Origin of the sequence: Variovorax sp. LjRoot130 (assembly GCF_964253755.1) — a bacterium.
Lineage (GTDB): Bacteria > Pseudomonadota > Gammaproteobacteria > Burkholderiales > Burkholderiaceae_C > Variovorax.
Window position 1 is genome coordinate 3,667,338 of record NZ_CAXURM020000001.1, and the last position, 25,878, is coordinate 3,693,215.

Here is a 25,878-nt window from a genome sequence, read left to right on the forward strand (position 1 = left end):
GAAGGATGTCGCACGACATCACCGACCTGCGCTTCTTCGTCGCCATCACCGAAAGCGGCTCCCTCGCGGAGGCCGCGCGGCGCATGGACGTGACGGCCTCGTCCGTCTCGCAGCGGCTGCGGCAACTCGAAAGCCGCCTGGGCTTGCACCTGGTCCATCGCAGCACGCGCCGCTTCAGCCTCACCGACGAGGGCGAGCTCTTCCATGCGGGGGCCGTGAGCCTGCTCGCCGAACTGGATGGCCTGATCGACAACCTGCGCGCCCGTTCGGGCGAGGTCGCGGGGACGCTGAACGTGTGCGGCCCCTTGGGCTTCGGCCGGCATCACCTGGCAGCCGCCATCGCCGACTTTCATACGCGGCACCCGGGGCTGAAGGTTTCCCTGACGCTCAGCGACGTGGTGTCGGCGGCCGACGCGAACCGCTTCGACCTGATCGTGCACATCGGCAACCTCGCGAATTCGAGCATGGTCGCCTACCCCATCGCACCCAATGCGCGCTTCGTCTGCGCCGCGCCCGGCTACCTCGCCCGCCGCCCTGCGCCGCGCACGCCGCAGGAGTTGGCCGGGCACGACTGCATCGCGCTGCGCGAAAACCAGGAAGACGTGACGCTGTGGCACTTCAAGAAGAAGCGCAGTGAAGTCGCGGTGCGGGTGGCGGCGACCCTGAGCAGCAACGACGGCGACGTCGTGCGGCAGTGGGCGCTGAAGGGCAAGGGCCTGATCATGCGCTCGGAATGGGACATCGCCGAGAGCCTGGCCTCTGGGCATCTGGTTCGGGTACTGGAGGACTGGAGTCTGCCGGCCGCCGACGTGGTGGCGCTGGTGGCGCAGCGCCTTGGCATGTCCGCCAGGGTGAAGCTGTTCCTGTCGTTCCTGCAGCAGCGCTTCAAGCCGGTGCCGCCATGGCGCAGCTAAGGTCCCAACGCCGTACGCTGCGGAGCGCTTCAGCAAAGCATCAACGCTGCATCAAAGTTCCCTCCGGCTTTGACCACTCCCGCTAGTCACGCCATTTCGAGCTGAACGACCGTGCGACCCGGTCGGCTTTCGAGCACGAGCCGGACTCCCATCGCCTGGGCGCGCTCGCGCAGCGACCGCGGCGCGCGCGAGGCGTCGTAGCCGCGGCCGTCGTCGATCACGCTGAGCCGGACCGCCGTGCCCACCATCGCTGCCTCGATGCGCAGCACCGTGGCCTGCGCATGCTGCAGCACGTTGGAGATCGCCTCGAACAGCAGGAACTGCAGGTGGCGCATGGCCTGGGCGTCGAGGCGCTCGACCGGCACCAGTTCGTCGACCGCCCACTCCAGGGCGATGCCCGAGGCGTCGAAGCGCGGCGCCAGGCGGTAGCGCAGGGCCGCCAGCAGCGCGCCCACGTCGCCGTCGGGCAGGTGAATCGAATCGATGGTGAGCTTGAGTTGGTCCAGGGAATCGCGCAGCGTGCGCAGCAGCTCCGGCTGGCTGCCCTCCCCCGCCTGCAGCTGGCGAATGGCCGCGCTGATGTGCGAGCCGACGCCGTCGTGCATGTCGCGCAGGATGCGTTCGCGCTCGTGCGTGCGGGCCTGCTCGCGCGCCGCCTGCTCGAGCCGGCCATAGGTGCTGGCCAGTTCCTGCTCGCGCTGTGCCACTCGGGCGGCGAGCGTGCCCAGCAGCTCGCGCGCCTGGCCGCTGGCCTCGCGGAAGCGCAGCAGCACGATGTAGAGCAGTGCCAGGCCGAACACCACCGAGACGTAGCGGTTCCAGGTGATGACGCCGAAGCTGTCGCTGAGGCGAATCATCACCCAGTCGCGCACGCCCACCGCCACGTTGAGCATGCCGGCGCCCGCCACCAGCCAGCGGGCGGTGGTCGGATGGCGCAGCGTGGCCACGAAATAGAAGCAGGCGTAAAGCGCCGAACTCAAACTCGCGAAGCCGAGCCAGGCGGTGAGGAACACAGGCTGGTGCTGCGCGAACGACAGCCAGGAAGCCAGCACCCCACTGGCGAACAACGCCGCCGTCGCGACCTGCATCCATCGCATCGAGCGGTGCGCACGCCACCCCGCAACGTGGTGGCAGAACAGCAGCACGCCGCAGATCCAGCCCGCGTAGGACGCCGTCAGCACCACGCCCCACAGCGGCCAGGCCAGCGGCGGCTCTTGGATCACCGCGTCGCCCACGCGCAGCGTCCAGCACAGCTCGGCCACGCCGGCCCAGAAGTAGACGCTGTCGCGGTGCAGCCGGCCGTCGGGCGCGAGCTGGCGCTGCGTCGCCCAGCAGGTGAACGCGATGAAGGCGACCAGGAGGCTGAACATGCCCAGCAGCAGCGAGCCGGTCACCCGCCACGCGTAGGCGTGGGAAAAAACGTTGTCGCGCATCTCATGGGAAGGCCCGAGGCGGATGGTCGACAGGCCGCCGCGCCGCCCCCCGTCGGCCCGGATGTGCACCCGCAGCAGGTTCTCTTTCTGCAGCATCGCCGGCGGTACCGCCACGTAGCGCGGCGCCTTGGCGTAGTCGTCGCGGTTCGGCGTTGCGACGTCGCCGAAGCGCGCCAGCAACTTGTCGTTGAGCCAGATCTCGGCCGCATTGCCCACGACCGGGAAGAACAGGCCGTAGGGCTCGGAGGGCGCTTCGGCGAAGTCGAACGGAATCTCGAAGCTCGCGTGCCCGGGCACGTTGCGGTGCACGCGGTCCCAGTGATAGGGCAGCATCGTGTCGCGCCAACCCGGTGGTTCGTCGGGCTGCATCACATTGACGCGCGCCTGGCGCAGTTCGAGCACTTCGGCCCGCGCGCCGGGCGCCGCCGCCCAGGCGGCCAGCGCCAGCAGCAGCAGCGCCATCAGCCGGCGCGCAGTGCCGGTCATGGCAAGAGGCCGAGCCGCGTCGCCTCGAACACCGCCTCGTTCTTGGAGTGCACCGCCAGCTTGCCGTAGAGGTTCTTGATGTGCGTTTGTACCGTGTGCACGCTCAGCGTCTTGAGTCGCGCGATCTCGGCGTAGGAAAAGCCGCGCGCGATCAGCGCCAGCACCTCCTGCTCGCGCACCGAGAGCAGCGACGGTGCTTCCGGAGCCACCGCAGGTGCGGGCCCGCGCTCGAGCCGCAAGCTGCGGTACTTGGCGAGCACGCGACGCGCGATCATCGGCGAGATCGGCGAGGCGCCCGCCTTCATCTCCAGGATGGTGTGGGCGATGTCCTCGGGCGCGGCATCTTTATGGATGTAGCCCACGGCTCCGGCCTCGATGCTGGCGAGCACGTTGTCCTCGTCGCCGAACACGGAAATCACCAGCGGCTCGCATTCCGGAAAACGCGCCACCGCAGCGCGAATCACATCCAGCCCGCTGCCGTCGGGCAGGCCCAGATCGGCCAGCAGCACGTCGGGAATCTCGTCGGCGTCGGCCAGCCAGGCCAGCGCTTCGCGCACCGTGCCCAGGCCGTCCAGCCAGCGCAGCTGGGGGCTGCGCCGCACGCTGGCCTCGAAGAACGCGCGCGCATTGCGATCGTCCTCGACCACCAGCACGTTCCAACGGCTCGGCGTCTCCGCCTCGGATCCCTCTGTTTGCATGGCGGTGAGCATAAAGCCACAGAACCCGCCGCAGGCCGCCCTCGCCTCACTCGTTCATGGGATGCGCTCTCGCCGACCCTGCCTCGACACTCGCGTCGCTTCTTTTCATGCAACCACCTGTCAACAACCCAAAACCACGAGGAGTTCTTTTCATGACATCCATTTCCCCCAAGATCCGTGCCGGCTGGGCCGCGGCACTGGTGCTCTCGCTGGCCGCCTGCGGAGGCGGCGGAGGAGGCGGAGGTGGATTCCCGACCGCCGCCGGCAGTACGGGCAGCACCGACACCGGCGGCACCACGACGGCCGCCAAGCTCAGCGGCGTGGCCGCCACCGGCGCGGCGTTCAGCGGCGCCACGATCACCGTGGTCGACCAGACCGGCAGCACGGTCTGCACGACCCAGACCGACAGCGCCGGCGCCTACGCCTGCACCTTGCCGGCCACCACCAAGGCACCGCTGGTCATCAAGGCCGTGCGCGATGACCAGACCTTCTACAGCACCACGGCCAGCGCGGCCGGGGGCACTGCCAACGTGACGCCGCTGACCACCATCATCGTGGCCGAGCTCTCGCCCGACGGCAACCCGGCCAGCCTGGCCGGCGCGATCCAGACCAATCCCAGCGCCGTGACGGCCGAGACCATCAAGAAGCAGACCGACGAGCTGGTGGCGGCCATCACCCCGCTGTTGTCGGCTCTGGGCCTGGCGGCGATCGACCCGATCTCGGGCAGCTTCGCGGCCGACGGCACCGGCCAGGACAAGGTGCTCGATTCGATCTCGGTCAGCGTGCTGCCCGACGGCACCGCCGCCAACATCGAAATCACCGTCAAGGCCACGCCCGCGGACGACGGCAGCGCGCCGCTGTCCATCAGCTACAGCACCAGCAGCGCCATCACGCCCGTGCTGCCCACCGTCACGGCCAGCGCGCTGACCAACACGCCCTCGCCGGCGACGGTCGCGGACCTCTTCACGCGCCTCACGGCTTGCTATGCGCTGCCGCTGTCGCAGCGGGTCAACGCGCCGAACGACACGGCCGCCGTCACGGGCGGTCCGGCCGACGTGATCGCCCCGGCCTGCCGCACGCTGTTTGTCGGCGACGATCCGTCCACCTACTACAACAACGGCAACACCGTGGGCCGCACTGCCAGCAACCGGGGCGCATTCAACAGCCTGTTCCGGCCCGGCCCCACCGGCCTGGTGTGGGACCGCGGCAACTTCGAGTTCGTGCGCGCCAACGGCGACCTGGTGCTCAGCTACCGCTGGACCGACACGGCCGGCAACGCCGACAACGACACCATCATTGCGCGCAATGTCGGCGGCACGCTCAAGCTCGCGGGCAACGGCAACGACCACAGCGCCAGCGTGCGCCCCTTCTCGGAGCACCGCGACCTGATCAACACGCCGAACTTCAACTCCTACACCACCGGCTACAACATCAACATCGACAACAAGACCGACGGCAGCGGCAACCCGATCTTCAGCAAGGTGCTGGTGACCGCGCCTGACGGCGTGGTGCGCACCTTCGTGCCGCAGTCGGGCTTGTCGTACCTGGTGGTGATGAAGGACGACGGCGTGACGCCGAGCGGCAGCCCGATCGTTCGGCTCGCCGGCGCCTACCAGAACACGGCCACCGCCGGCAACCCGGCCGACAAGGAGCTCGGCCTCTATTTCGTGGGCACGCAGTACACCGACGCGCAAATCGCGGCGCTGCAAAACCAGAGCGTGTGGACGCTGGAGTTCTTCGACACCAGCAACGCCAGCGTCGCGACGCAGAAGTACCGCACCCTGGCCCGCGCGCAGTCGGTCGCCGAAATCCGGCAGCTCACCTTTGCGAACATCACCGCGACGATGCGTGCCGGGTTGCTCGCTGAAACCGACATCGCGACCGACGGCGCCAGCATCTACGGCGCGCCCAGCCAGAACGATCCGAACAACGTCGACTTCAGCGCCGACGGCCAGCTGGACGCCTGGACCGTGCCGCAGGGCGCGCTGGCGCCGACCTCGTTGGCCGTGTACGGTCGTGCGCCCTTCGGCAGCACCACTGCCGGCCAGCCGGGCGCGCGCTTCAACGACAGCACCGGCGTAGCGAGTTCGGCGCGCAAGGCGATGGTGTTCTGCTCGACCCAAGGCAGCAGCGACAAGCATTGCGACAACACCTTCGGCCAGCAGTACGCCGAGGGCACATCGATCAACACCGTCGAACTCTGGGCCCGCAACGCGCGCCAGGTGGAGATCAGCAAGAAGATCGGGTTCTACAAGCTCCAGTAGCAAGCCGCGGCGGCTTCGCAATCCAGCCCCGCTTGCGGGGCTGTTTTTCTTTGAACGCACCTGCGAGCAGGTGCAGAATGCGCCCCAAAACAACTGGAGGACCCATGCTGATCTTCACGAATCGCTTGTTGACCACTGGCACGGACGAAGCTGTTTTTAGCACCAGCTTCATCGAGCAGTCGGATCGCCTCGGGTTGGCTACGGTCAAGAAGACCAGCAAAGGCTGGAGCGTCTCCGGCGTGGACAACGATGTCGACAACCAGGACTCCATGGGCGCCCTTCGGCCATTGTTCGAGGGAAGTCGCCCCGTTCTGGTCTATCTCCATGGCAACAACAACACGCCAGCCAAGTGCTTCGCGCGATGCGCAACGCTGGAGGCAATGTACAACGTCGAAGTCGTCGGCTTTTCCTGGCCGTCGGAGGGCTACCTCTCCAACGGCGACAAGCTCCCGGAGGTCGAGCCCGACACAGAAGACGGCGATGAGGACGACCTTTCCGGCGTGGCCGTCGGCAAGCAGAAGCCGTCACGGATCAAGTCGAAGATCCTGCGGTACCAGAGGGCCAAGACCAACGCCATCAATTCCGGGGAAGCTCTCGCGCGATTCTTCCGCATGGTCGCCGCAGCCAGGCTGTTCATCAATCGTCAGCCGTTCACCATCGCTGCACACAGCCTCGGCGCGCACTTCCTTCAGTACTCGCTCGACGTCGCGGGCGCCACGGAATCCGTGGCGGCCGCGCAGAACGTCGCACTCTTGGCGCCTTGTGTTCGCTCGAGCGGACATCGCGACTGGCTTGCGAACGTGCGGCCCAAGGGGCAGGTCTTTGTCACCTTCAACAAGAACGACACCGTGTTGGCCGGAGCCTTCATTGCCGACAAGAGTCAGTTCAAGCTCGGCGCCGCTCCAGGGAGCGAACTGCTTCGAGCTCCACACATGCGGTACGTCAATTTCACGAACGGCGAAGTTGGAAAGGGGGGCCATGGCTACTTCGTGAACGACGGCATGCCCAAGAAGATGAAGCTCCTGTTCGAACGGGTGTTCTCGTCTGAACGGGATCTGCAAGGGGACGAGGCCCCCAAGAAGGTGTATCTGGTCGGCTGCGACGCCGATGGCCTCACCTGCTACATGGGTGCGCCGGGAATTCCGGGGATCGCAGGGCAGCCTTAACCGAACTGGAGGCAGCGCATGCTCAAGGTCCCCGACTGGAACCCTTCATAGATGGTCTGCGCGCGCTCGTTGGCGCTGGCAGCGCCCAGCGCGTACAGGAAGGGGTAGTAGTGGTCGGGCGTGGCGACGGCAATGGACGCGCCTTCCAGTTTCCCGTAATTGAGGAGGGCCTGGTCGTCGCGGCCCAGGAGGGCCGCCTTGACTGCATCGTCGAACGACTGCGCCCAGGGCCGGCTTGCCCTGAGGCCATCGGGCGTGCCGCGGTCGGTCGCGCGCAGGTTGTGCACGACGTTGCCGCTTCCCAGCACCAAGACGCCCTTGTCGCGGAGGGCGGCCAGGTCGCGACCCACCGCATAGTGGAAGGCCGCCGGCTTGTCATAGTCGATGGACATCTGGAAGACCGGCACGTCAGCCTTCGGGTACAGGTATTTCAGGACGGTCCAGCTGCCGTGGTCGAGGCCCCACTCCTGCGTGGGGATGACCTTGGCCTGCTTCACGAGGCTCGCCGCCTCCTGGGCAATGGCCGGATGGCCCGGCGCCGGGTACTCGATGTCGAAGAGCGCTTGAGGAAAGCCGCCGAAGTCGTGAATCGTCTTTGGCTTCTCCTGGATGCCAACGCCCGTCGCCCCCGAGCTGAGCCAGTGCGCGGAGATGCTCAGGATCGCGGTCGGTCGCGGCAGCGCCCTGCCCCAGTCGATCAGGCGGCGGGTGAACGCGTTCTCGCGGATGGCGTTCATGGGACTGCCATGGCCAATGAAGATGACCGGCATGCGGCTCGAGGGTTTGCCGGCCTTGGCGGCCGCGGCGTGAGCGTACGACGACAGGGAGGCGAGCGCGGCCGTGGCGCCGAGCGCCGTGGTGTTCAGAAGGAAGCCGCGGCGGCGCAGGTCAGCAGAAAACATGATTTCAAGTGAGTGGCTCGGTGCACGGCTTGGAGGCTCGCCGAACAATCTGCGTGCGTGGACCCAAGGTCTTCGCAACGCAGTCGTTCGTGCCTTGCCGCCGCCGGATCATAGCGACGGATGCATGGATTCGGCCTCGACAGTCGTGGTGCGAAGACCCGCCACCCGGTAGCCATGGCTTGCAACTTGCTTTGGATTGTTCGTATGCAGGTCGCAGCATGACTTCAACATTCATCAAGGCCGCAGAAGTCTGGTTGCCGAGCGACGACGGCTCCCTGCTCGAGTTCGGAAGCGGCGCATTCGGTGCCGCCAGGCGATTCGCGGCCATCAGCCGGGAGATGTGCTTCGGCCCAGGGGAAGGTTTGCCGGGTCGCGCCTGGGACGAAGGCAGACCGATCCTTCTGCGTCAGTTCGAAGGCTCGAACTTCCGCCGCATTTCGGCCGCCCGCGACGCCGGCCTGGACTGCGCCATCGCGCTGCCGCTTTTTGTGCATGACCGCCTCACTTCGGTGCTCGTGATCTTCTGCGGACACGAGGCCGCCGCAGCCAGCTGTTTGGAACTCTGGCATCACGACGCACGCATCACCAGCGACATGAGACTTGTCGATGGTGCGTTTGGCGCGAACGCTCAAGCCTTCGAATCAGCCTCGCTCGAGACCTACCTGCCGCGCGGCGTGGGCCTGCCGGGGCTGGCCTGGCAACGCGGCGAAGCAGTGTTCATGGAAAACCTGCCTACCACCGGACGGTTCCTGCGCGCGCATGAGGCGGCCGATGCAGGCCTTCTGCGGGGTCTGGCAATCCCAGTTGGTTCGCGGCTCGATGACAGCCATGTCGTGACCTTCCTTGCCGGTGCGACGTTGCCGCTGGCGCGCCGCATCGAGCGCTGGGTTCCCGCTGCGCCAGGCGGCTTGCTGCAGCGCGTCTACGCCTTCAGTGAACTCCATGGTGGTGCCTCGCTGATCGAAGCGACGCTGCCCTTGTCAGCGCCGATGGGATCGATCGCCAGGGCCTGGCTCAGCGGGGTGCCGGCGATCAATGACTGGCCGGCTTCCGAACCAGGCGCTCCCGCTGCTGCCGCGACGGCGATCGGGTCCTGGGCGCTGTTGGCAATACCTGTGGTGTGGGAGAGCGAAGTGGTCGAGGTGGTGGCGCTGTACCTCTAACTGCCCGCCGCGGCCCCGAAAATTGAGACAGCCGCCGGCACCGAGGATGCCGCCCGATTCGGTCGGGCGCCGAAGCCACCTCTACCAGCACCAGCGCCGGACGACTGTCAGTCGGAAGCATGACGCATCAGTACTACGCCGGGATCAAGTGACGGCTGTCGGTTTTCAACTTAGCATGAACTTTTTGGAGCTTTTGGTTTGAACTCCTCCTGCCCCCAAGAGATGGTCGGCGGAGGAGGGCCACGCCGATCGCTGCTGCTGCGCTCCGCGGCGCGCCGCCCCCGCAGCAGGGCCCGCCATATACGTGCGAAAGGTCTTCTTCTTGTCTGTCTGCTTGGTACCGGCGCACCAGTCCTTGAATAAGGCCATGCCACCTCCCCCTTCTCACTTCACCGCCTGTGCCGGCAGTTCAATTTCATAAGCTTGGGCGATCCGTCCGACCAGTTCGGCGATGGTGACAGCGCCGAGTTGCAGCGCCTTCGGATCGATGGTGGTGTCGGCGGCCACCGCGGTCAGGAACCGCGCCATGTCCTCCCCGACCTTCCGGTCGAGCGCAATGCGTGTGGCGGGCGCCAGCAGTTGCGAGAGGCGCAGCACATCGTTGAGGTGCTTGCGCACATCCTTGGCGTCCACCTTGGCACCCTGGTCCTTGCGCGCGCTCAGTTCCAGCCACGCGATGGCCTTGAGGGGAATCAGGCGGTCCTCGCCGACCCATGGCAGGTCATCTTCTTCGCGACGGCCCGCCATGATGAGCGCAGTAGACCTCGTCCAACAGGATGGCGGACAGGCTGGAGACGGCTTCGTCCAGGGGTATCGGAGTGAGTTGGCTGCCCTCCGCCAGCTGCAGTCCGTCGGGCGCTCTCGCAAAGAGCTCGACCATTGCCGGGAATCGTTCGTCGCCGGGCTTCTGAAAGCGGTAGAAGATCGGCTTGCCCGTGTCGCTGGCTTGGCGGATTTCGTAGCGGCCCGCGTCGACGAATTTCCAGAAGGCCTCCCCGAAGGCCGGCGTCAGCGCTTCCACATGTAGGACGATGTCGAGGTCCTTGGTGGCGCGAAATGCCAGCCCGGCGCCTTCCATCGTCAAGGTGGCGGCCGTGCCGCCAATCAGAACGTACTGGTCGGCGTAGGCCGCGAACCATTCCTTGAAAACGTCTAGCCCTCTCACCATGGTAGGTGTCCTTTCAGTTCGTCCAGCGCAAGCTGGATCCGGTCATCGGTGTTGTCCTGCAGGCTGAGCGTCAGGGAAAGCGGGTCTACCGTGGCGGCGTTCGGCAGCAACGCCGGGCTGTAGCTCCACAACTGCCATTCCTGCGCGCCGGCGACGGGTTCAGGCAGCTCCCGAATGCCTGCCTCCGTGGTTGCCTTCCAATCGGAGCCCGTCATCGCATACACCGGCCATTGGGGCTCGGCCAGCATCGAGTACCGTGCGAGCGCGCTCAACCCGGCCAAACGGCCATGCACGTTGGCAAGGACGCTTTCGGGGGCAACCCACACCGTTTGCCTGACGGGTGTTCGCAGTACAGGTTTCGCCCGCTCCCAGACCTGCTCTGGAGGGCCTCCCATGCGCAGCAGGCGCACGCGGCCCACAGCGTGCACGCTCGCGAGCCCGGCCGCGGTCAGCTCCTTCACCACGCGCGACAGCGTCATGGGCGTGTAGCCCAAGGCTATTGCCACCTTGGAAGGTTGCCACTCGGGTTCCCACGGCCGGCGCAGCAGCGCCGTGATCAACATGGCTTGTGCAGACGGGCTCAGCGCTTCCGCAGCCGGAGCGCGCTGGCGAAAGTATTCACGCAGGTCGAGACCGAGGTCCGGCAGGTAAAGCTGATTGCCCGGAACGATGAACGGCACCTTGTAGTCGATCAGGCGCCTCCGTTCGTGGGAAGCGAGGGCATCGGTGACGTAGACCGCCGGCTGGCCAGCGAGCGCCCTGACCTTGGTCAGCCAGGTTCGGACCTCGCTGAGGGAATACTTGCGCCCAGCGCGTCCCACTGCCAGCACAATAGGCTGCCCCAGCAGTTCCAGCTCACTGAACTGAAACGCGTCCCGCAGGAAATACGGCAGTTCGTCGGCGCGCGCCCACGGCTTGACGCCGGGCGCGGCAATGCCCAAGACCTCATGGAGGTAGTGTCGAACGGCGGTTGTGAGGGCCGGCACGGCTGATTCCTATGTAACATCGGTTCCGCACGATAACACAGGCACTGTTATCGTGCGAATTTGTGTTACTCAAGGTTGAACCGGCTCTCCCCTGGATCGGCCCCCAAAGCCTGTGCGTCCCTCAGCACGCCCCTCCACGCCCGCACGCGCCCACTGTTCGACGTTGGAACGGGCCAATCAGCCATCTCCGTCTCGCGCGGCGCCATCGAATCGCCCTGGAGCGCAAATCCCCGCTCCCCACGACTGGGCGACAATGGAGGCAAGGATCCATGCCCCAAACATTCCCACGCCGATAGACATCATTCGCCCAGTCCCCCAATGAAAAAGGGCGTCCGGTGGATGAAACCGGACGCCCTTGGACGTTTTGTTGGTCTGTGAAAGGATCCATATTTCGACCTGCAGCCCGCGCCACTACTGCCAATCAACGTCTTGGTTGTAGAAATTGCCCCCATAGCTGCCCCCACGATGTTCTGGTGCAACACCGCCTCGTTACCGCACGAGAAATGACCGTTCAAACGCATCGGGACTCTCGGCGCGGTAGTGTGACATTGCCTCTGCCCCCCGATGGCCACCCCAAACTGCTCCACTTATGGCCGGTCAAACTGCTCCAGGCAGGACGGTCGGATTATGACGATTCGGGTGTGATGGCGATGCGCGCGGCGGCCTCCTTCAGACGGTAGCTCTTGCCCTCGAACTCCAGCATTGCGCAGCGGTGCATGAGCCGGTCCAGGATGGTGGTGGCCATGGTGGCGTCGGCGAGGTACTTGCCCCAGTCCTGCACCACCCGGTTGGAGGTGATGACGATGGCGCGGCGCAGCTTGTAGCGCTGGTGCACGATGGCCTGCAGCAGTTCGGCGCTCACGTCGGCAATGCGCCGGGCCAGGAACATGTCATCAAGGACCAACAGGTCTGGCTCGATCCAGCCCTTGAGCTGTTCGGCCTGTTCCGCCGTGCTGGCCAGCCCGTAGCGGGCGAACTCGGAGTCGGCCTCCACGTAGCGCACGTCATAGCCCTGCAACGTGGCCTGGTAGGCCACCGCCTTGGCCACGTGGCTCTTTCCGGTGCCGGGCTTGCCGACGATCAATGCGTTGGCCCCCTCGCCGATGAACTTCAGGGTGTGCAGCTCGAAGCAGGCGTTGCGCGGCAGCTTGGGATTGAAGCGCCAGTCGAAGTCCGCCAGCGTCAGGCGCTCGGCCAGGCCTGAGCGCTTGAAGCGGCGCTCCATCAATCGTGAGCGGCGCCGGTCGAGCTCGTCTTGCAGCATGGCGGCCAACGTCTCCAGGAAGGGCTGCTGGGCGGCCTGGGCCTGCATCACGCGGGTGGACAGGGTGTCGGCGATGCCGGACAGGCGCAGCTCGCGCAGGGCGCGTTCGATCTCGGTCATGTTCATGGCTGGGCGATCTCAGTGGGGTGGGAGGTTGTGCCGCCCGAGGTGGCGGTGGCGGCGTGGGCGAACAGATCGCCGTATTCGTCGGCGCTGCGAATGAGCTCGTGCTGCTGGGTGAGCGTTGACGCCGACTGTGTCGGCGTGCCGGCCTGCAGGGCGGCCAGCGCGTCGGCCACCAGCCGCTCGGTGAGTGCCTTGACGTGGCGGTAGCTGTGTACGCCTTGCTCCATGGCGGCAGCGCAGGCCGCGTCGATGAAGTGATTGGGGTAGCGCTTGGCCAGATTGACGATGCCCCAGAGCTTGCGCTGGCCCACGCGCCCCTCGATGGCGAACAGCATCTGGCACAGCCGAGAGGCCTGCGGCCCGATGGCTCGGGCCTGGGCCAGGATGAAGCGCGTCTCGCGAGAGGGGTTGAACACCCGCTCGGCCATGGGCAACACCACGGTGCCGGGGCGATCAACCCGGGCGTGGGTGCGCAGCAAGGCCTGGGTGCGCAGCTCGCGGATCTCGATGCGCCGCTCGAACAGCCGCACCAGCACCTTGGTGCCAATCGGGGCCGGGCGCGCGGCGTAGCTGCTGTGGTCGATGCGCACGCAGCTGTCGTCGCAGACCGTGCGCTGCACCTCGGTGAAGTACTGCATGCGCGTGGCTGGCAGCGGCTGCAGGTGGGCGCGCTCCTCCTCGAACATGGCCTGCACCTGACGCCGCTCGGCGCCGTGGATGCGCGAGGCGGCCCACTTGGACTCCCAGTGTTCCAGGAAGGCGTTCTGCTCTTCGATGGTCTCGAAGCGCCGCCCCTTGAGCGCGGTGGACTGGGTATGTTGGATCGCGTTCTCGACCGTCCCCTTGCGATTCGGATCCCGGACCCGAGCCGGGTCGGCCACCACCTCGTAGTGGGCCAGTGTGGCGGCGTAGACCGGATTGAGCGCAGGCTCGTACAGGTCGGGCTTCAAGACGCCCTCCTTCAAATTGTCCAGCACGACGTAGTGGGTCGACCCGCCAAAGTAGGCCCAGGCCTGCTCGTGCAACTCAGCCCAGACTTGCTGGCTGGACTTCCAGATCACGCGGCGGAAGCTGCGCCGCGAGTAGCGCAGCGTGGCCACGAACAGGCGGGGTTTGCGCCAGCGCTCGGTGCTCGGCACCCGGGTGGGGGCGCCTTCACCGTAGTCGACCTGCATCTCCTCGCCGGGCGCAAAGCTCAGACGATCGAACTGCTCGGGCTCCTTGTGGCGAAGCTGGGCGCAGAAGCGCTTGACGGAGTTGTAGGCGCCGTCAAAGCCATGTTGGTCGACCAGGTCCTGGTAGATGGCCGTGGCGTTGCGGCCCAGGCGCAACTGGGCGTCGATGAAAGCGCGGTGGGGTTCGCACTTGGAGGTGGCCAGCGGCGGCGCTACCGACCTGGAAGTCGGTGGCCAGGGTGGAGCAGTTTGACCACCGGAGTCGGTGGCCACCCCGGGGCAGTTTGCCGGATCGGCGGCGAAGCGCTGCTGATACGCCCGGATGGTGTGGCGCGAGATGCCGGTGATTCGCGCGATCTCGCGCTGGGTGGCGCCGCCCTTGAGCAGCGTCCAGATGGTGGTTTGCAGATGTGGCTTCAAGACGTTCACTCCGTTGTTCCCCTCGCTCAGAGGGGGTGGAAAGTAACGTCCTGCCTGTCGAGCTTCGCGGCGCCCGACGCACCGTGTTCAATGCGTCAGATCACCGTGGCCAGGGTGGAGCAGTTTGGGTGGCCATAAGTGGGGCACTTTGGGTGGCCGCCGGGGCTCTGCCTGCACGAACTCATGGACGTGCGCCTTTCGCACAGGCCCTCACCCGATTGATTCCAAGAACGCGCGCCCTCGCGCATGACGCTCGGCTCGGATCGAATGCGGGGACGTGCGACCGGGCAATCGACGGGTCGATCAGGCGTTCCGCCGGTCAAATCGGAGGCCTTGCTGTATCGCGGATGGCCACTCGCCCGTGCGCGTCTCCGCGCCTCGTCTCACTCAGTGTCGCACGGCACCATGCGTGCCGCGAGGTCGCTAGAACGGAGCGTCTCTGGTCGTGTGTGGCGCTGGAGGGGCTAAATGCTGGCGCAACAACTGGTGAAGGGCATCCCAATCGGAAATCCAAGTGGAAACCAAACCGGTAAACCAACCGGAATCCACGCCAGCCAGCTTCGTCTCTAACCCGTTGTTTCGTATGACTTTTTCATCGACAATACCGGAAACAGAACCGGAAATCATGTCAGAAAAACCCAAGACGATTGCCGCCTATGACCCAACCCCACCAGTTTGAGCCGCTGTTACCAGCGCTGAACCTGGACGGGTTGATTGAGGCCACGCGCCGCGTCTTCGAGAAATCGGCGCAGCTGCGAGCCTCGGCAAGCCCAGAAGCACGAGATGCCCTGCGCGCAATTGTCCGCTCGATGAACTCCTACTACTCGAACAGCATCGAGGGCCAGGGCACGCACCCTGCGAACATCGAGCGGGCGCTCAGGCACGACTTTTCCGAGAAACCCGACGTGGCCATGCGCCAGCGGGTGGCCGTGGCGCACATCGAAGCGGAACAGGAGCTCGAGCACCTCGTGACGACGGAGGCGGCGGCCCTGAGCAGCGATTTTCTCTTGAGGGCGCACGCAAGTCTGTACGGCAGGCTCTCGGAAGAAGACCGGCGCACCGACGATGGACGCATTGTTGTTCCGGGAGAGCTCCGGAAGCACGACGTCGCAGTCGGCCGACATCAACCTCCGACCTGGCAGTCCGTCCCTCAATTCCTAAAGCGGATGGATGAGCGATATGGCCAGCTCAAGGGCGTCGACGCCGTTCTCTACGCCATTGCGTCCGCCCATCACCGCATGGCGTGGACTCATCCGTTCGAGGACGGCAACGGGCGTGCTGTTCGACTGCAGAGCCACTGCGCCCTGTTTCCCCTCAGCGGCGGCTTATGGTCCCCAAATCGAGCGCTGGCACGCCAGCGACAGCGCTATTACGAAATGCTCGACAACGCCGACAGTGCCCGGCAGGGCGACCTCGATGGCCGCGGAAACCTCAGCCAGAAGATGCTTTGGGAGTGGTGTCGTTACTTCATCGAGCTGTGCGAGGACCAGGTCACGTTCATGGCCACCATGCTTGACCTTCCGAAGCTCAAAGATCGCATTCGGGCTTACGTGCTCGTGAGAGGGACCACGGACGGCATCTCGGAGTACCGGGAGGAGGCGGTCTTTCCGCTTCAGACGGTCGCAACGACGGGTTCGGTCGCGCGGGGCGACTTCATCAGAATGACCGGCTTGGAGGAGCGAACAGCCCGCAAGGTCGTGTCTCGATTCCTCGCCGACGGGTTGCTGAAGAGCGACGGCCACCGGTCGGAACTCAGCATTGGATTCCCCATGTCCTCGCTCAACATCCTGTTCCCAAACCTGTATCCAGAGGCCGCCACGGCGGCGCTCGAATAGATAGCCGGCTACGCCCGCGAGGCGCGAGGCGGCCTCTGAGAAGGCGCAAAAAGACATGTGCCAAGGTTCCTACGAGCCTGGATTCTGAGCCAGCCCTTTGACGTTCAGATTTCCAGCTGCCCCCACAGGCGCCGGATGCCGCCGAATCCCGGCGGACAAACCCGGACAAAGAAAAAGCCCTTAAGCGTTGATTCTTAAGGGCTTTTCGGAGCTTGCCGGATTACGCCGGACTTTAAATTGGTCGGTGTGAAAGGATTCGAACCTTCGACCCCTTGCACCCCATGCAAGTGCGCTACCAGGCTGCGCCACACACCGAAGCTCTCGATTATAGCCGTGCGTTTTCAGTGACCTGGACTCAGCAGTTCGCGAATTTCGTACAGTTCGCGCCGCAGGTGGAGTAGCTGCGACGGATCGATGGTCCGGTCTGCGCCTTGCGGCATATCCGTGCCTTCCTTGAGTGCGGCTTCGAACTCTTCCTGATCGATCTCGACCGCCTCCATGCCTTCGAGCGGCACTTCGCCAGCCTTGCGGCGGTCGCGCTCCGACTGGACCATTTCCTGCAGCTTGTTGCGCGCCCCGCTGATGGTGAAGCCCTGGTCGTAGAGCAGGTCGCGGATGCGGCGGATCATCAGCACCTCGTGGTGCTGGTAGTAGCGTCGATTGCCGCGCCGCTTCATCGGGCGCAACTGCGTGAACTCCTGCTCCCAGTAGCGCAGCACGTGCGGCTTGACGCCGCACAACTCGCCGACCTCACCGATCGTGAAGTAGCGTTTGACAGGAATCGGTGGGAGCGTTTTCTCCATTGAAATCAAGACGGTGCGAGGGAAACCTTAGAGATTACTCCACGCACCGCGCGCGACCAAGCACTATTCGGCGCCGAGACTCCACTCCACCTCTTGCGGCCCCTCTTCGCCGATGCTGCCGTGAATTTGTTCCTTCAGCTTGGCACTGGCGTGAAAGGTGGCGACGCGGCGCTCGCCGATCGGAATGGCCTCGCCGGTACGCGGATTGCGGCCAGGCCGTGGCGCCTTGACGCGGATCTGGAAATTGCCGAAGCCCGAGATCTTGACGTCCGTGCCTTCGATCAGGCTGGCCGCGATCAGGTCGAAGAAGGCTTCGACCATGTCCTTGGATTCGCGCTTGTTGAGGCCGATCTGCTCGAACAGCAGGTCGGCCAGGTGCGCCTTGGTGAGCGCGGGCGTTTCGAGGACTTCGAGCGTGAATTCCATGGCGTTCATACCCGCAGATGCGCGCCGAGCCGCGCGCTGAGTTGCTCGAGGATCGTGGCCACCGCCGCTTCGACCTGCTCGTCGGTCAGAGTGGCGCTGTCGCTATTGAAGCTCAGGCGCACGGCCATGCTCTTTTCGCCTTGCGCCAGGCCGCCGGGCGCGACAGTGCCGTCGCTCGCCACGGGCGGCCGGTAGATGTCGAACAGCACGGCGTCGCGCAGCAAGCTGGGATCGGCGGCCGCGCGGATGGTACGCATCAGCGCATCGTGCGTGATCGCTTCGGCCACCACGACGGCGATGTCGCGCTCCACCGCCTGGTGCTTGGGCACCGGTTGGGCTTCGGGCAGCGGCCGCGCGGTGACGGCATCGAGCTCGAGTTCGAACAGCACAGGCGCCTGGGCGAACTCCCATGTCTGGCGCCAGCGCGGGTGAAGCTCGCCCACCACGCCGATCGCACGGCCGTCGAGCAGCACGCGCGCCGCGCGGCCCGGATGCAGCGCGGGATGCTCGGTCGCCTCGAAGCTCGGCACAAGGGGCGCGAGCAGCGCTTCGACGTCGCCCTTGATATCGTAGAAGTCGACGCGCTGCGCCTTGCCGTCCCAGCGCGCGGCCTCGGCATCGCCCCAGGCCAGGCCTGCCACGCGCATGGGCTGGTGGATGCCCTTCACGGTGCTGTCGGTGGTGACGACTGTGTCGTCGCGCAGGAACACGCGGCCCAGCTCGAACACGCGCACGCGCGGCGCCCGGCGGTCGAGGTTGAACTTCAGCGCCTGGAGCAGCGAGCCGATCAGCGACGAGCGCATCACGCTCATCTGGCTCGCGATCGGGTTCAGCAGCTTGATCGGGTTGGCGTTGCCCGCGAGCTCCTGCTCCCAGTGCGCCTCGACGAAGCTGAAGTTGATGGTTTCCTGGTAGCCGAGCGCGGCCAGGCGATGGCGCACGGCGAAGCGGCTGCGCTGGACCTCGGGCCGCACGCGCGCGGTGATCGGTGCCAGCGGGGCCACGGTCGGCAGGTTGTTGTAGCCGACCAGGCGGGCAACCTCTTCGATCAGGTCTTCTTCGATCTGCAGGTCGAAGCGGTGCGGCGGCGGCGTGACGACCAGCGTGCCTTCGCCCTCTTCCATGGGCAGGCCGAGCCGGCGCAGCGCGTCGCCGCACTGGGCCTGGGTGAGCGGCATGCCGATCACGCGCGCAGCACGCGCCACGCGCAGCGTGACGGGCTTGGCTTCCGGCAGGCGCAGTCTCTGGTCGTCGATGGCGCCGGCCTGGCCGCCGCAGATGTCGACGATCAGCTGCGTGATGCGCTCGATGATCTGCACCGTGCGGCTCGGGTCGACGCCCCGTTCGAAGCGGTGCCCCGCGTCGGTGTTGAAATTGAAGCGGCGCGAACGGCCCTGGATGGACTCGGGCCACCAGAAGGCCGCTTCGACATAGATGTTGCGGGTGTCGTCGGACACCGCCGTCGCATCGCCGCCCATGATGCCGGCCAGCGATTCGACCTCGCCGCGCTCGTCGGCGATCACGCCGACCTTCTCGTCGACCATGACCGTGTTGCCGTTGAGCAGCTTGAGCTGTTCGCCCGGCTTGCCCCAGCGCACCGTGAGGCCGCCGTGGATCTTGTCGAGGTCGAAGATATGGGACGGCTGCCCGTACTCGAACATCACGTAGTTCGAGATGTCGACCAGCGGCGACACGCTGCGCTGACCGCAGCGCGCAAGTTGATCGACCATCCACGCCGGCGTGGCGGCCTTCGTATCGACGCCGCGGACGATGCGGCCCGAGAAGCGGCCGCACAGATCGGGGGCTGCGACCTGGACCGGCAGCTTGTCCTTCAATGCCACCGCCACCGTGGCGATGGCAGGTGTCTTGAGCGGTGCACCGGTCAACGCCGAGAGTTCGCGCGCGATGCCGTAGACGCTCAGTCCGTGCGCCAGGTTGGGCGTGAGCTTGAGCGTCAGCAGCGAATCGTCGAGCTTCAGCACCTCGCGCACGTCGGCGCCTACGGCCGCATCGGCCGGCAGTTCGAGCAGGCCGCCGTGGTCTTCGCTGAGCTTGAGCTCGCGCGCCGAGCACAGCATGCCCTGGCTTTCGACGCCGCGCAGCTTGCCCAGCTTGATCAGGAAAGGTTGGCCGTCATCGCCCGGCGGCAGCTCCGCGCCGACCAGCGCCAGCGGCACCTTGATGCCGGCGCGCGCGTTGGGCGCACCGCACACGATGTTGAGCAAGCTGCCCTGCCCCGCGTCGACCTGGCACACGCGCAGCCGGTCGGCGTTGGGATGCGCACCCGCTTCCTTGATCTCGCCGACCACGACCTTGGTGAAGGGCGGCGCCACCGGCCGGCGCTCCTCGACCTCGAGCCCGCCCATCGTGAGCGTCTCCGCCAGTTCTGCGCTGGAAAGCGGCGGGTTGCAGAACTCGCGCAACCAGGACTCTGGAAATTGCATCTCGTCGTTCTCGTTCTCTGTTTACTGGAATTGGCTCAGGAAGCGCAGGTCGCCATCGAAGAACAGGCGCAGATCGTTGACGCCGTAGCGCAGCATCGTGAGCCGGTCCGGGCCCATGCCGAAGGCGAAGCCGATGTAGCGTTCGGGGTCCAGGCCCATGTTGCGCACCACGTTCGGATGCACCTGGCCCGCGCCCGAGACCTCGAGCCAGCGGCCGGCCAGGGGGCCGGTCTGGAACTGGATGTCGATCTCCGCGCTCGGTTCGGTGAACGGGAAGAAGCTCGGACGAAAGCGCAGCACCAGGTCGTCGGTCTCGAAGAAGGTGCGGCAGAAGTCGGTGAACACGACCTTGAGGTCCTTGAAGCTCACGTTCTCGCCGAGCCAGAGGCCCTCGCACTGGTGGAACATCGGCGAGTGCGTGGCGTCGCTGTCGACGCGGTAGGTACGGCCCGGCGCGATCACGCGGATCTCGGGCGCCTTGACCGTGCCGGTGGTGTCGGCCGCCGCGGCTTCGAACTCGGCCGCGTACTTCTTGACGTGCTGATGCGCATAGCGCACCTGCATCGGGCTGGTGTGGGGGCGCAGGTTGTACGGGATGCCGTCTTCGCCGTTGATGTCGACGTAGAAAGTGTCCTGCATGGAGCGCGCGGGATGGTTCGGCGGGTTGTTGAGCGAGGTGAAACTGTGCCAGTCGCTCTCGATCTCGGGACCGTCCGCGACATCGAAGCCCATGCTCGAGAAGATCGCCTCGATGCGCTCCATCGTGCGGCTCACCGGATGCAGGCCGCCGGGCGCACGCTGGCGGCCGGGCAATGTGACATCGAGCGCCTCGGCACGCAATTGGACGGCGAGTTCCTCGTCGGCCAGCTGCTGGCGGCGCTCGGTGAGCGCGGCTTCGATGGCCTGCTTGGCAACGTTGATCGCCGCGCCGCGCGACTTCTTCTCGTCGACGGAGAGCGCGGCCATGCCCTTCATCAACTCGGTGATGCGGCCGGCCTTGCCGAGGAACTGCGCCTTGGCGTTCTCGAGTTCGGCCGGGGCCTTCGCCTTCGCGAAGGCAGCACGTGCGGTGTCGACCAGGGAGTCCAACTCGTTCATGGGGAATACTTCGAGGTGAAAGAAAAAAGGGCTGGAGCCCTTTCAAGCGCCAGCCCTTGTGCCGTGGGCGCAGGCCGCTGTCCCGGAAGACGGCAACCCGCTGTGCAGGATCAAGCAGCCAGCTTGGCCTTGACCTGCTCCACGATGCCGGCAAAAGCGGCCTTGTCGTGCACGGCGATATCGGCCAGGACCTTGCGGTCGATCTCGATACCGGCTTTGCGGATGCCGTTGGCGAACTGGCTGTAGGTCAGGCCCAGTTCGCGCGAAGCGGCATTGATACGGGCAATCCACAGTTGGCGGAACACGCGCTTCTTGGTGCGGCGGTCACGGTAGGCGTATTGGCCTGCCTTCATCACCGCCTGCTTGGCGATGCGGAAGACATTGCCGCGGCGACCGCGGAAACCCTTGGCGAGTGCGAGAACCTTCTTGTGGCGGGCGCGAGCCGTTACACCACGTTTGACGCGAGGCATGTGTGTACTCCTTGTTCGTCTGGATTAAATGCCGCTGCCGGGCAACATGGCGGCCATCGAAACCATGTTGGTCTCGTGCACTGCCGTTGCACCACGCAGGTGACGCTTGTTCTTGGTGGTCTTCTTGGTCAGGATGTGACGCTTGAAGGCTTGACCGCGCTTGACGGTGCCACCGGGACGAACGCGGAAACGCTTTTTCGCGCTGCTCTTGGTCTTCATTTTGGGCATGTGAATGCTCCTTTAGTTTGTGCTCGTGAGGCGCCGCGGATATTCCACGGGCTTGTTGGCCCCGAGACACTTCTTTATCCCGCCCTTGCCTGCACCTTGGAGTGCTGACAAGGGCGAAATCCCTTCGAATCCTTCTATCTCTTCAGCTCAGGCCGCGGCGGGTGCGGTTGTCGACTCAGCCGCCGGTTTTGCCGCGCCACCCGCCTTCTTGCGGCCCGGCGCGATCATCATGATCATCTGCCGGCCCTCGAGCTTCGGAAACTGCTCGACCACGATCGCGTCGCCGAGATCCTCACGAATGCGCTGCAACAGCGCCAGACCGAGTTCCTGGTGCGTGATCTCGCGCCCCCGGAAACGCAGCGTGATCTTGCACTTGTCACCCTCGTCAAGAAAGCGCCGGATGTTGCGCATCTTGATGTTGTAGTCGCCTTCGTCGGTACCCGGCCGGAACTTGATTTCCTTGACCTCGATGACCTTCTGCTTCGATTTCGCTTCGGCGGCCTTCTTCTGCTCGTGGTACTTGAACTTGCCGTACTCGATCAGGCGGCAGACCGGCGGATTGGCCGCCGCGACGACTTCCACCAGATCCACGTCTTGCTCACCAGCCAGGCGCAATGCCTCGGCAAGACTCACGACACCCAATTGCTCGTTATCGGGCCCGATCAGGCGGACTTCCGGGGCCATGATTTCCCGGTTCAGGCGGTGTTGGCGTTCCTCGCGGTGGCGGCGGTCGCGAAATGCAGTAGCGATGGTCAGAATCCTTCAATCAATCTGCTACAAAAATTGTAGCGAACGCCGTAGAGTCCACGCCCACAAGCAGCCTGATTGCTCAAAATCAGCCTTTGAACCAGTTCAAATTCAAAGCTTGTGTTGGATGTCGGCGGCGATCTTTTGGGAGAACGCCTCCACCGACATGGCACCGAGATCAAGATTGCCCCGGGCGCGCACTGCGACGGCACCTGCTTCCTTCTCCTTGTCGCCCACGACGAGGATGTAGGGAAGCTTTTGCAACGAATGCTTCCGTATTTTATACGTAATCTTCTCGTTGTGCAGATCGCGCAAAACTCTAAGCCCTTGATTTTGCAGCGATTTCGCAACTTGAGATGCGTAATCCGCCTGTCCTTCGCTGATATTGAGCACCGCGACCTGCACCGGCGCCAGCCAAGCGGGCAGTGCGCCGGCGTGATGTTCGATCAACATGCCGATGAATCGCTCGAGGCTGCCGACGATCGCGCGGTGCAGCATGACCGGATGTGCGCGGCCGCTGGACTCGGTGACGTACTCTGCGTCCAGGCGCTCAGCCATGTTGAAGTCCACCTGCATCGTGCCGCACTGCCACTGGCGGCCGATGGCGTCTCGCAGCGTGTATTCGATCTTCGGCCCGTAGAAGGCGCCTTCGCCGGGCGAGATGACGAATTCCACACCCGATCGGCGCAGTGCCTCCATCAGCGCATGCTCGGCCTTGTCCCAGAGTTCGTCGGCGCCGATGCGGTTATCGGGCCGTGTTGCCACCTTGTAGAGGATCTCGGTGAAGCCGAAATCGGCATAGACCTTGAGCAATTGCCCCGTGTAGGCCACGCATTCCTCGAGGATCTGGTCTTCGGTGCAGAAGATGTGGCCGTCGTCCTGCGTGAATCCGCGCACCCGCATGATCCCGTGCAAGCCGCCCGAGGGCTCGTTGCGGTGGCACTGGCCGAATTCGCCGTAGCGCAACGGCAGGTCGCGGTAGCTGCGCAGATCGGACTTGAAGATCAGCACATGGCCCGGGCAGTTCATCGGCTTGAGTGCGTAGTCGCGCTTTTCCGACTCCGTCGTGAACATGTTTTCGCGGTAGTTCTGCCAGTGGCCCGTTTTTTCCCACAAGCTCTTGTCGAGGATCTGCGGTCCTTTGACTTCCTGGTAGCCCGTGTCGCGGTACACCTTGCGCATGTACTGCTCGACCTGCTGCCAGATCGCCCAGCCCTTGGGATGCCAGAACACCACGCCGGGCGCCACCTCGTCGATGTGGAACAGATCGAGCTCCTTGCCCAGCCGGCGATGGTCGCGCTTCTCGGCCTCCTCGATGCGCTGGACGTACTGGTCCAACTGCTTCTTGTCGGCCCAGGCCGTGCCGTAGATGCGCTGCAGCTGCTCGTTCTTCGCATCACCGCGCCAGTAGGCGCCGGCCAGCTTCGTGAGCTTGAAGACCTTGAGGAAGCGAGTGTTCGGCACGTGCGGGCCGCGGCACATGTCGACGTACTCCTGGTGGTAGTACAGGCCCATCGCCTTTTCGTCGGGCATGTCCTCCACCAGCCGCAGCTTGTAGTCCTCGCCGCGGGACTTGAACACCTCGATGACCTCGTCGCGCGGCGTCATCTTCTTGACCACGTCGTAGTCCCGCGCGATCAGCTCGCGCATGCGCGCCTCGATCGCCTCCATGTCCTCGGGCGTGAAAGGGCGCTCGTAGGCGATGTCGTAGTAGAAGCCCTCCTCGATCACCGGACCGATCACCATCTTCGCCGTCGGGTAGAGCTGCTTCACTGCATGGCCGACCAGGTGGGCCGTCGAGTGGCGGATGATCTCCAGGCCCTCGTCGTCCTTGGGCGTGATGATCTGCAGCTTCGCGTCATGCTCGATCAGGTCGCTGGCATCGACCAGCTGGCCGTCGACCTTGCCGGCCACGGTCATCTTCGCGAGGCCGGGGCCGATGGACTTGGCAACGTCGGCCACCGAAACCGGGCCGGGAAACTCGCGGCGCGAGTTGTCGGGGAGAGTGATCTGGATCATGGGAAGAAAACCTCGGCGAGAAAACAAAAAAGCGCGGTCTGGGACCGCGCTTGGCTGTGGTTTGAGTGCTGGATGCTTCCAGCGTGCGCGGACTACCGGCCTCTTCCTTCAAGGAAAAGACCGCTCATTGCTTGCGGTGTAGTTCGCGGTGTCATAACCAGGGTGCCTTTCTCGCTCTTGTTGCTGCTGAGACGGAGCTGCCGATTCTATCCGCAGCCCGCTCAGGACGCGGGCGCTGCATTCTTGAGACCCAGCACCTCGATCGGCTCGATGGCCGGCGGTTTGGCGAACAGCTCTGGCGCCTTGGCCATCAAGGCCTGGGCGATCGGGCCGTTCAGATGCGCCTGGCGACCGGCCTCGTCCTCGAACGCGTCGAAGACACCGAAGGTGGTGGGCGAAATGCGCAGGGCGAACCAGATCGGCGTGGTCTTCTCGTCGCGCGCCATGGAAAGCCCCGCTTCGAGAAACTGCTGGACCTCGGCTTCCTTGCCCGGCTTGGCTTCGAGGCGGGCGAACAATGCGAACTTGATCATGAAGGTCTCCGGTGGACACGGAAGCGCGGGATTGCGCGTCCATGGTGGTGACTCTAGGCATGCCGCGGCATGGGACCTATTGGCATTTTTGACATCTTTGATATCGTTGTTGCCATGAAGGTCAACATCCTCGCACTCGACGGCGTGTTCGACACCGGTCTGGCCACGGTACTGGACGTGTTCACCACAGCCAACGAACTGGCCGGCATGCTCAGTCTGGATGTCGCGCCTTTCGAGGCAAAGCTCACCGGCGTGAGAAAGAGGGTCCGCACCTCGCAAGGCCTGAGCGTGCCCGTGGCCTCATCGCCCGATGCCGGCAAGCCGGACTGGATCGTCGTGCCCGCGATCGGCGAGAAGATGCCCGACGGCCTCCAGTTCGCGCTGCAGCGGCGCGACGTCGCAGAGGCTGCGGCCTGCCTGCGCGCGCAATCCGGACGAGGTGTCCGCATCGCCGCAGCCTGCATCGGCACCTTCGTGCTGGCCGAGTCGGGGCTGCTCGACCACCAGCACGCCACGACCACCTGGTGGCTGGCCTCGCTGTTTCGCCAACGCTATCCCTGCGTGAAGCTCGACGAATCGCGCATGTTGGTGAGCTCCGGCGCCTTCGTCACGGCAGGCGCCGCGCTGAGCCACATCGACATGGCGCTGCTGCTGGTGCGCCAGGCCAGCCCCGAACTCGCGGCGCTGGTGGCGAAATACCTGATCGTCGACTCGCGGCCTTCACAGTCCGCCTACGTGATCACCGATCACCTGAGCCACTCGGACCCGACCGTGGAGCGCTTCGAACGCTGGGCTCGCGGCAGGCTGGCAGACGGGTTTTCGCTCGACGAGGCAGCCGCGGCGGCGGGCACCAGCAAACGCACCCTGGCGCGCCGCATGCAGCAGGTGCTCGGCAAGACGCCGCTGTCCTACTTCCAGGACCTGCGCGTGGAACGCGCCGTGCATCTGCTCAAGACCAGCGACAAGAGCTTGGAACAGATCGCGACGCTGGTGGGCTACGCCGAGGGCGTGACGCTGCGCGCACTGCTGCGCCAGCGCCTGGGCCGCGGCGTGCGCGAGCTGCGCATGGTCGACTGAGGCGAGACGAAAAAAATCCCCGCGGATTGCTCG

At 65.3% G+C, this 25,878-nt stretch carries 24 protein-coding genes and 1 tRNA gene; 7 read left to right on the forward strand and 18 right to left on the reverse strand.

Going from position 1 to position 25,878, the window contains the following annotated elements; all coding sequences use genetic code 11:
• Positions 1-5: 5 nt before the first annotated feature.
• Positions 6-914: a LysR family transcriptional regulator gene (locus ACSQ86_RS18180; protein WP_436309369.1), complete on the forward strand. Its 909-nt coding sequence runs from the start codon at positions 6-8 to the stop codon at positions 912-914.
• Between the two features lie 86 nt (positions 915-1,000).
• Here the strand turns inward: ACSQ86_RS18180 and ACSQ86_RS18185 are convergent, their stop codons facing one another.
• Positions 1,001-2,833, reverse strand: a complete 1,833-nt coding sequence (locus ACSQ86_RS18185) for a histidine kinase (protein ID WP_436304612.1) — start codon at positions 2,831-2,833, stop codon at positions 1,001-1,003.
• Positions 2,830-3,531, reverse strand: coding sequence for a response regulator (locus ACSQ86_RS18190; RefSeq protein ID WP_436304613.1), 702 nt, complete (start codon positions 3,529-3,531; stop codon positions 2,830-2,832). The genes ACSQ86_RS18185 and ACSQ86_RS18190 overlap by 4 nt, the downstream gene beginning before the upstream one ends.
• Before the next feature lie 152 nt (positions 3,532-3,683).
• Between ACSQ86_RS18190 and ACSQ86_RS18195 the strand changes: the two genes are divergently transcribed.
• Together ACSQ86_RS18195 and ACSQ86_RS18200 are read left to right on the forward strand one after the other, a co-directional pair.
• Positions 3,684-5,795 (forward strand): carboxypeptidase regulatory-like domain-containing protein, encoded by a 2,112-nt coding sequence (locus ACSQ86_RS18195; protein ID WP_436309370.1) that lies wholly within the window; start codon positions 3,684-3,686, stop codon positions 5,793-5,795.
• A gap of 104 nt (positions 5,796-5,899) precedes the next feature.
• Positions 5,900-6,961 (forward strand): alpha/beta hydrolase, encoded by a 1,062-nt coding sequence (locus ACSQ86_RS18200; protein WP_170855809.1) that lies wholly within the window; start codon positions 5,900-5,902, stop codon positions 6,959-6,961.
• Here ACSQ86_RS18200 and ygiD read toward each other — a convergent pair.
• On the reverse strand, positions 6,958-7,863 hold the full coding sequence (gene ygiD / locus ACSQ86_RS18205; RefSeq protein ID WP_436310288.1) for a 4,5-DOPA dioxygenase extradiol: 906 nt from the start codon (positions 7,861-7,863) through the stop codon (positions 6,958-6,960). The genes ACSQ86_RS18200 and ygiD overlap by 4 nt on opposite strands.
• Positions 7,864-8,081: 218 nt before the next feature.
• Between ygiD and ACSQ86_RS18210 the strand changes: the two genes are divergently transcribed.
• Complete coding sequence (locus ACSQ86_RS18210; protein WP_093112220.1) at positions 8,082-9,026, forward strand: GAF domain-containing protein; 945 nt, start codon at positions 8,082-8,084, stop codon at positions 9,024-9,026.
• 384 nt (positions 9,027-9,410) lie between these two features.
• Here ACSQ86_RS18210 and ACSQ86_RS18215 read toward each other — a convergent pair whose 3' ends face one another.
• The 5 genes from ACSQ86_RS18215 to istA form a co-directional block, all read right to left on the reverse strand.
• Positions 9,411-9,773, reverse strand: coding sequence for a hypothetical protein (locus ACSQ86_RS18215; RefSeq protein WP_436309371.1), 363 nt, complete (start codon positions 9,771-9,773; stop codon positions 9,411-9,413).
• Positions 9,748-10,194 (reverse strand): hypothetical protein, encoded by a 447-nt coding sequence (locus ACSQ86_RS18220; protein ID WP_436309372.1) that lies wholly within the window; start codon positions 10,192-10,194, stop codon positions 9,748-9,750. The genes ACSQ86_RS18215 and ACSQ86_RS18220 overlap by 26 nt, the downstream gene beginning before the upstream one ends.
• Positions 10,188-11,180 (reverse strand): hypothetical protein, encoded by a 993-nt coding sequence (locus ACSQ86_RS18225; RefSeq protein WP_436304616.1) that lies wholly within the window; start codon positions 11,178-11,180, stop codon positions 10,188-10,190. Before ACSQ86_RS18225 ends, ACSQ86_RS18220 begins: the two co-directional genes overlap by 7 nt.
• 625 nt (positions 11,181-11,805) lie before the next feature.
• Positions 11,806-12,570, reverse strand: a complete 765-nt coding sequence (istB, locus tag ACSQ86_RS18230) for an IS21-like element helper ATPase IstB (protein ID WP_436303544.1) — start codon at positions 12,568-12,570, stop codon at positions 11,806-11,808.
• Positions 12,567-14,174, reverse strand: a complete 1,608-nt coding sequence (gene istA / locus ACSQ86_RS18235; RefSeq protein WP_436303543.1) for an IS21 family transposase — start codon at positions 14,172-14,174, stop codon at positions 12,567-12,569. Before istA ends, istB begins: the two co-directional genes overlap by 4 nt.
• A gap of 505 nt (positions 14,175-14,679) precedes the next feature.
• Here istA and ACSQ86_RS18240 point away from each other — a divergent pair.
• The gene (locus ACSQ86_RS18240) at positions 14,680-14,844 is read left to right on the forward strand and encodes a hypothetical protein (RefSeq protein ID WP_436309373.1); all 165 of its coding nucleotides are present in this window, start codon (positions 14,680-14,682) and stop codon (positions 14,842-14,844) included.
• On the forward strand, positions 14,822-16,000 hold the full coding sequence (locus ACSQ86_RS18245; RefSeq protein WP_436309374.1) for a Fic family protein: 1,179 nt from the start codon (positions 14,822-14,824) through the stop codon (positions 15,998-16,000). Before ACSQ86_RS18240 ends, ACSQ86_RS18245 begins: the two co-directional genes overlap by 23 nt.
• A gap of 238 nt (positions 16,001-16,238) precedes the next feature.
• Here ACSQ86_RS18245 and ACSQ86_RS18250 read toward each other — a convergent pair.
• The 10 genes from ACSQ86_RS18250 to ACSQ86_RS18295 form a co-directional block, all read right to left on the reverse strand.
• Positions 16,239-16,315 (reverse strand) — tRNA-Pro (locus tag ACSQ86_RS18250).
• 26 nt (positions 16,316-16,341) lie between these two features.
• Entirely contained in the window at positions 16,342-16,803 is a 462-nt protein-coding gene (locus tag ACSQ86_RS18255; RefSeq protein ID WP_436304618.1) for a MerR family transcriptional regulator, read from the reverse strand.
• A gap of 63 nt (positions 16,804-16,866) precedes the next feature.
• The gene (locus ACSQ86_RS18260) at positions 16,867-17,238 is read right to left on the reverse strand and encodes an integration host factor subunit alpha (RefSeq protein WP_093109753.1); all 372 of its coding nucleotides are present in this window, start codon (positions 17,236-17,238) and stop codon (positions 16,867-16,869) included.
• Positions 17,235-19,673, reverse strand: coding sequence for a phenylalanine--tRNA ligase subunit beta (gene pheT, locus ACSQ86_RS18265; RefSeq protein ID WP_436309375.1), 2,439 nt, complete (start codon positions 19,671-19,673; stop codon positions 17,235-17,237). The genes ACSQ86_RS18260 and pheT overlap by 4 nt, the downstream gene beginning before the upstream one ends.
• A 21-nt stretch (positions 19,674-19,694) precedes the next feature.
• On the reverse strand, positions 19,695-20,771 hold the full coding sequence (gene pheS / locus ACSQ86_RS18270) for a phenylalanine--tRNA ligase subunit alpha (RefSeq protein WP_436294546.1): 1,077 nt from the start codon (positions 20,769-20,771) through the stop codon (positions 19,695-19,697).
• A 110-nt stretch (positions 20,772-20,881) separates the two neighbouring features.
• Positions 20,882-21,241 (reverse strand): 50S ribosomal protein L20, encoded by a 360-nt coding sequence (gene rplT, locus ACSQ86_RS18275; RefSeq protein WP_028253492.1) that lies wholly within the window; start codon positions 21,239-21,241, stop codon positions 20,882-20,884.
• 24 nt (positions 21,242-21,265) lie between these two features.
• Positions 21,266-21,469, reverse strand: coding sequence for a 50S ribosomal protein L35 (gene rpmI / locus ACSQ86_RS18280; RefSeq protein ID WP_028253491.1), 204 nt, complete (start codon positions 21,467-21,469; stop codon positions 21,266-21,268).
• Between the two features lie 147 nt (positions 21,470-21,616).
• On the reverse strand, positions 21,617-22,228 hold the full coding sequence (infC, locus tag ACSQ86_RS18285; protein WP_093109756.1) for a translation initiation factor IF-3: 612 nt from the start codon (positions 22,226-22,228) through the stop codon (positions 21,617-21,619).
• 99 nt (positions 22,229-22,327) lie between these two features.
• Positions 22,328-24,235: a threonine--tRNA ligase gene (gene thrS / locus ACSQ86_RS18290; protein WP_436309376.1), complete on the reverse strand. Its 1,908-nt coding sequence runs from the start codon at positions 24,233-24,235 to the stop codon at positions 22,328-22,330.
• Positions 24,236-24,456: 221 nt separating this feature from the next.
• Positions 24,457-24,768, reverse strand: coding sequence for a putative quinol monooxygenase (locus tag ACSQ86_RS18295; protein WP_093109758.1), 312 nt, complete (start codon positions 24,766-24,768; stop codon positions 24,457-24,459).
• A gap of 114 nt (positions 24,769-24,882) precedes the next feature.
• On the opposite strand from ACSQ86_RS18295, the gene ACSQ86_RS18300 reads away from it, so the two are divergent.
• Entirely contained in the window at positions 24,883-25,845 is a 963-nt protein-coding gene (locus ACSQ86_RS18300; protein WP_436309377.1) for a GlxA family transcriptional regulator, read from the forward strand.
• The last annotated feature ends 33 nt before the right edge of the window (positions 25,846-25,878 follow it).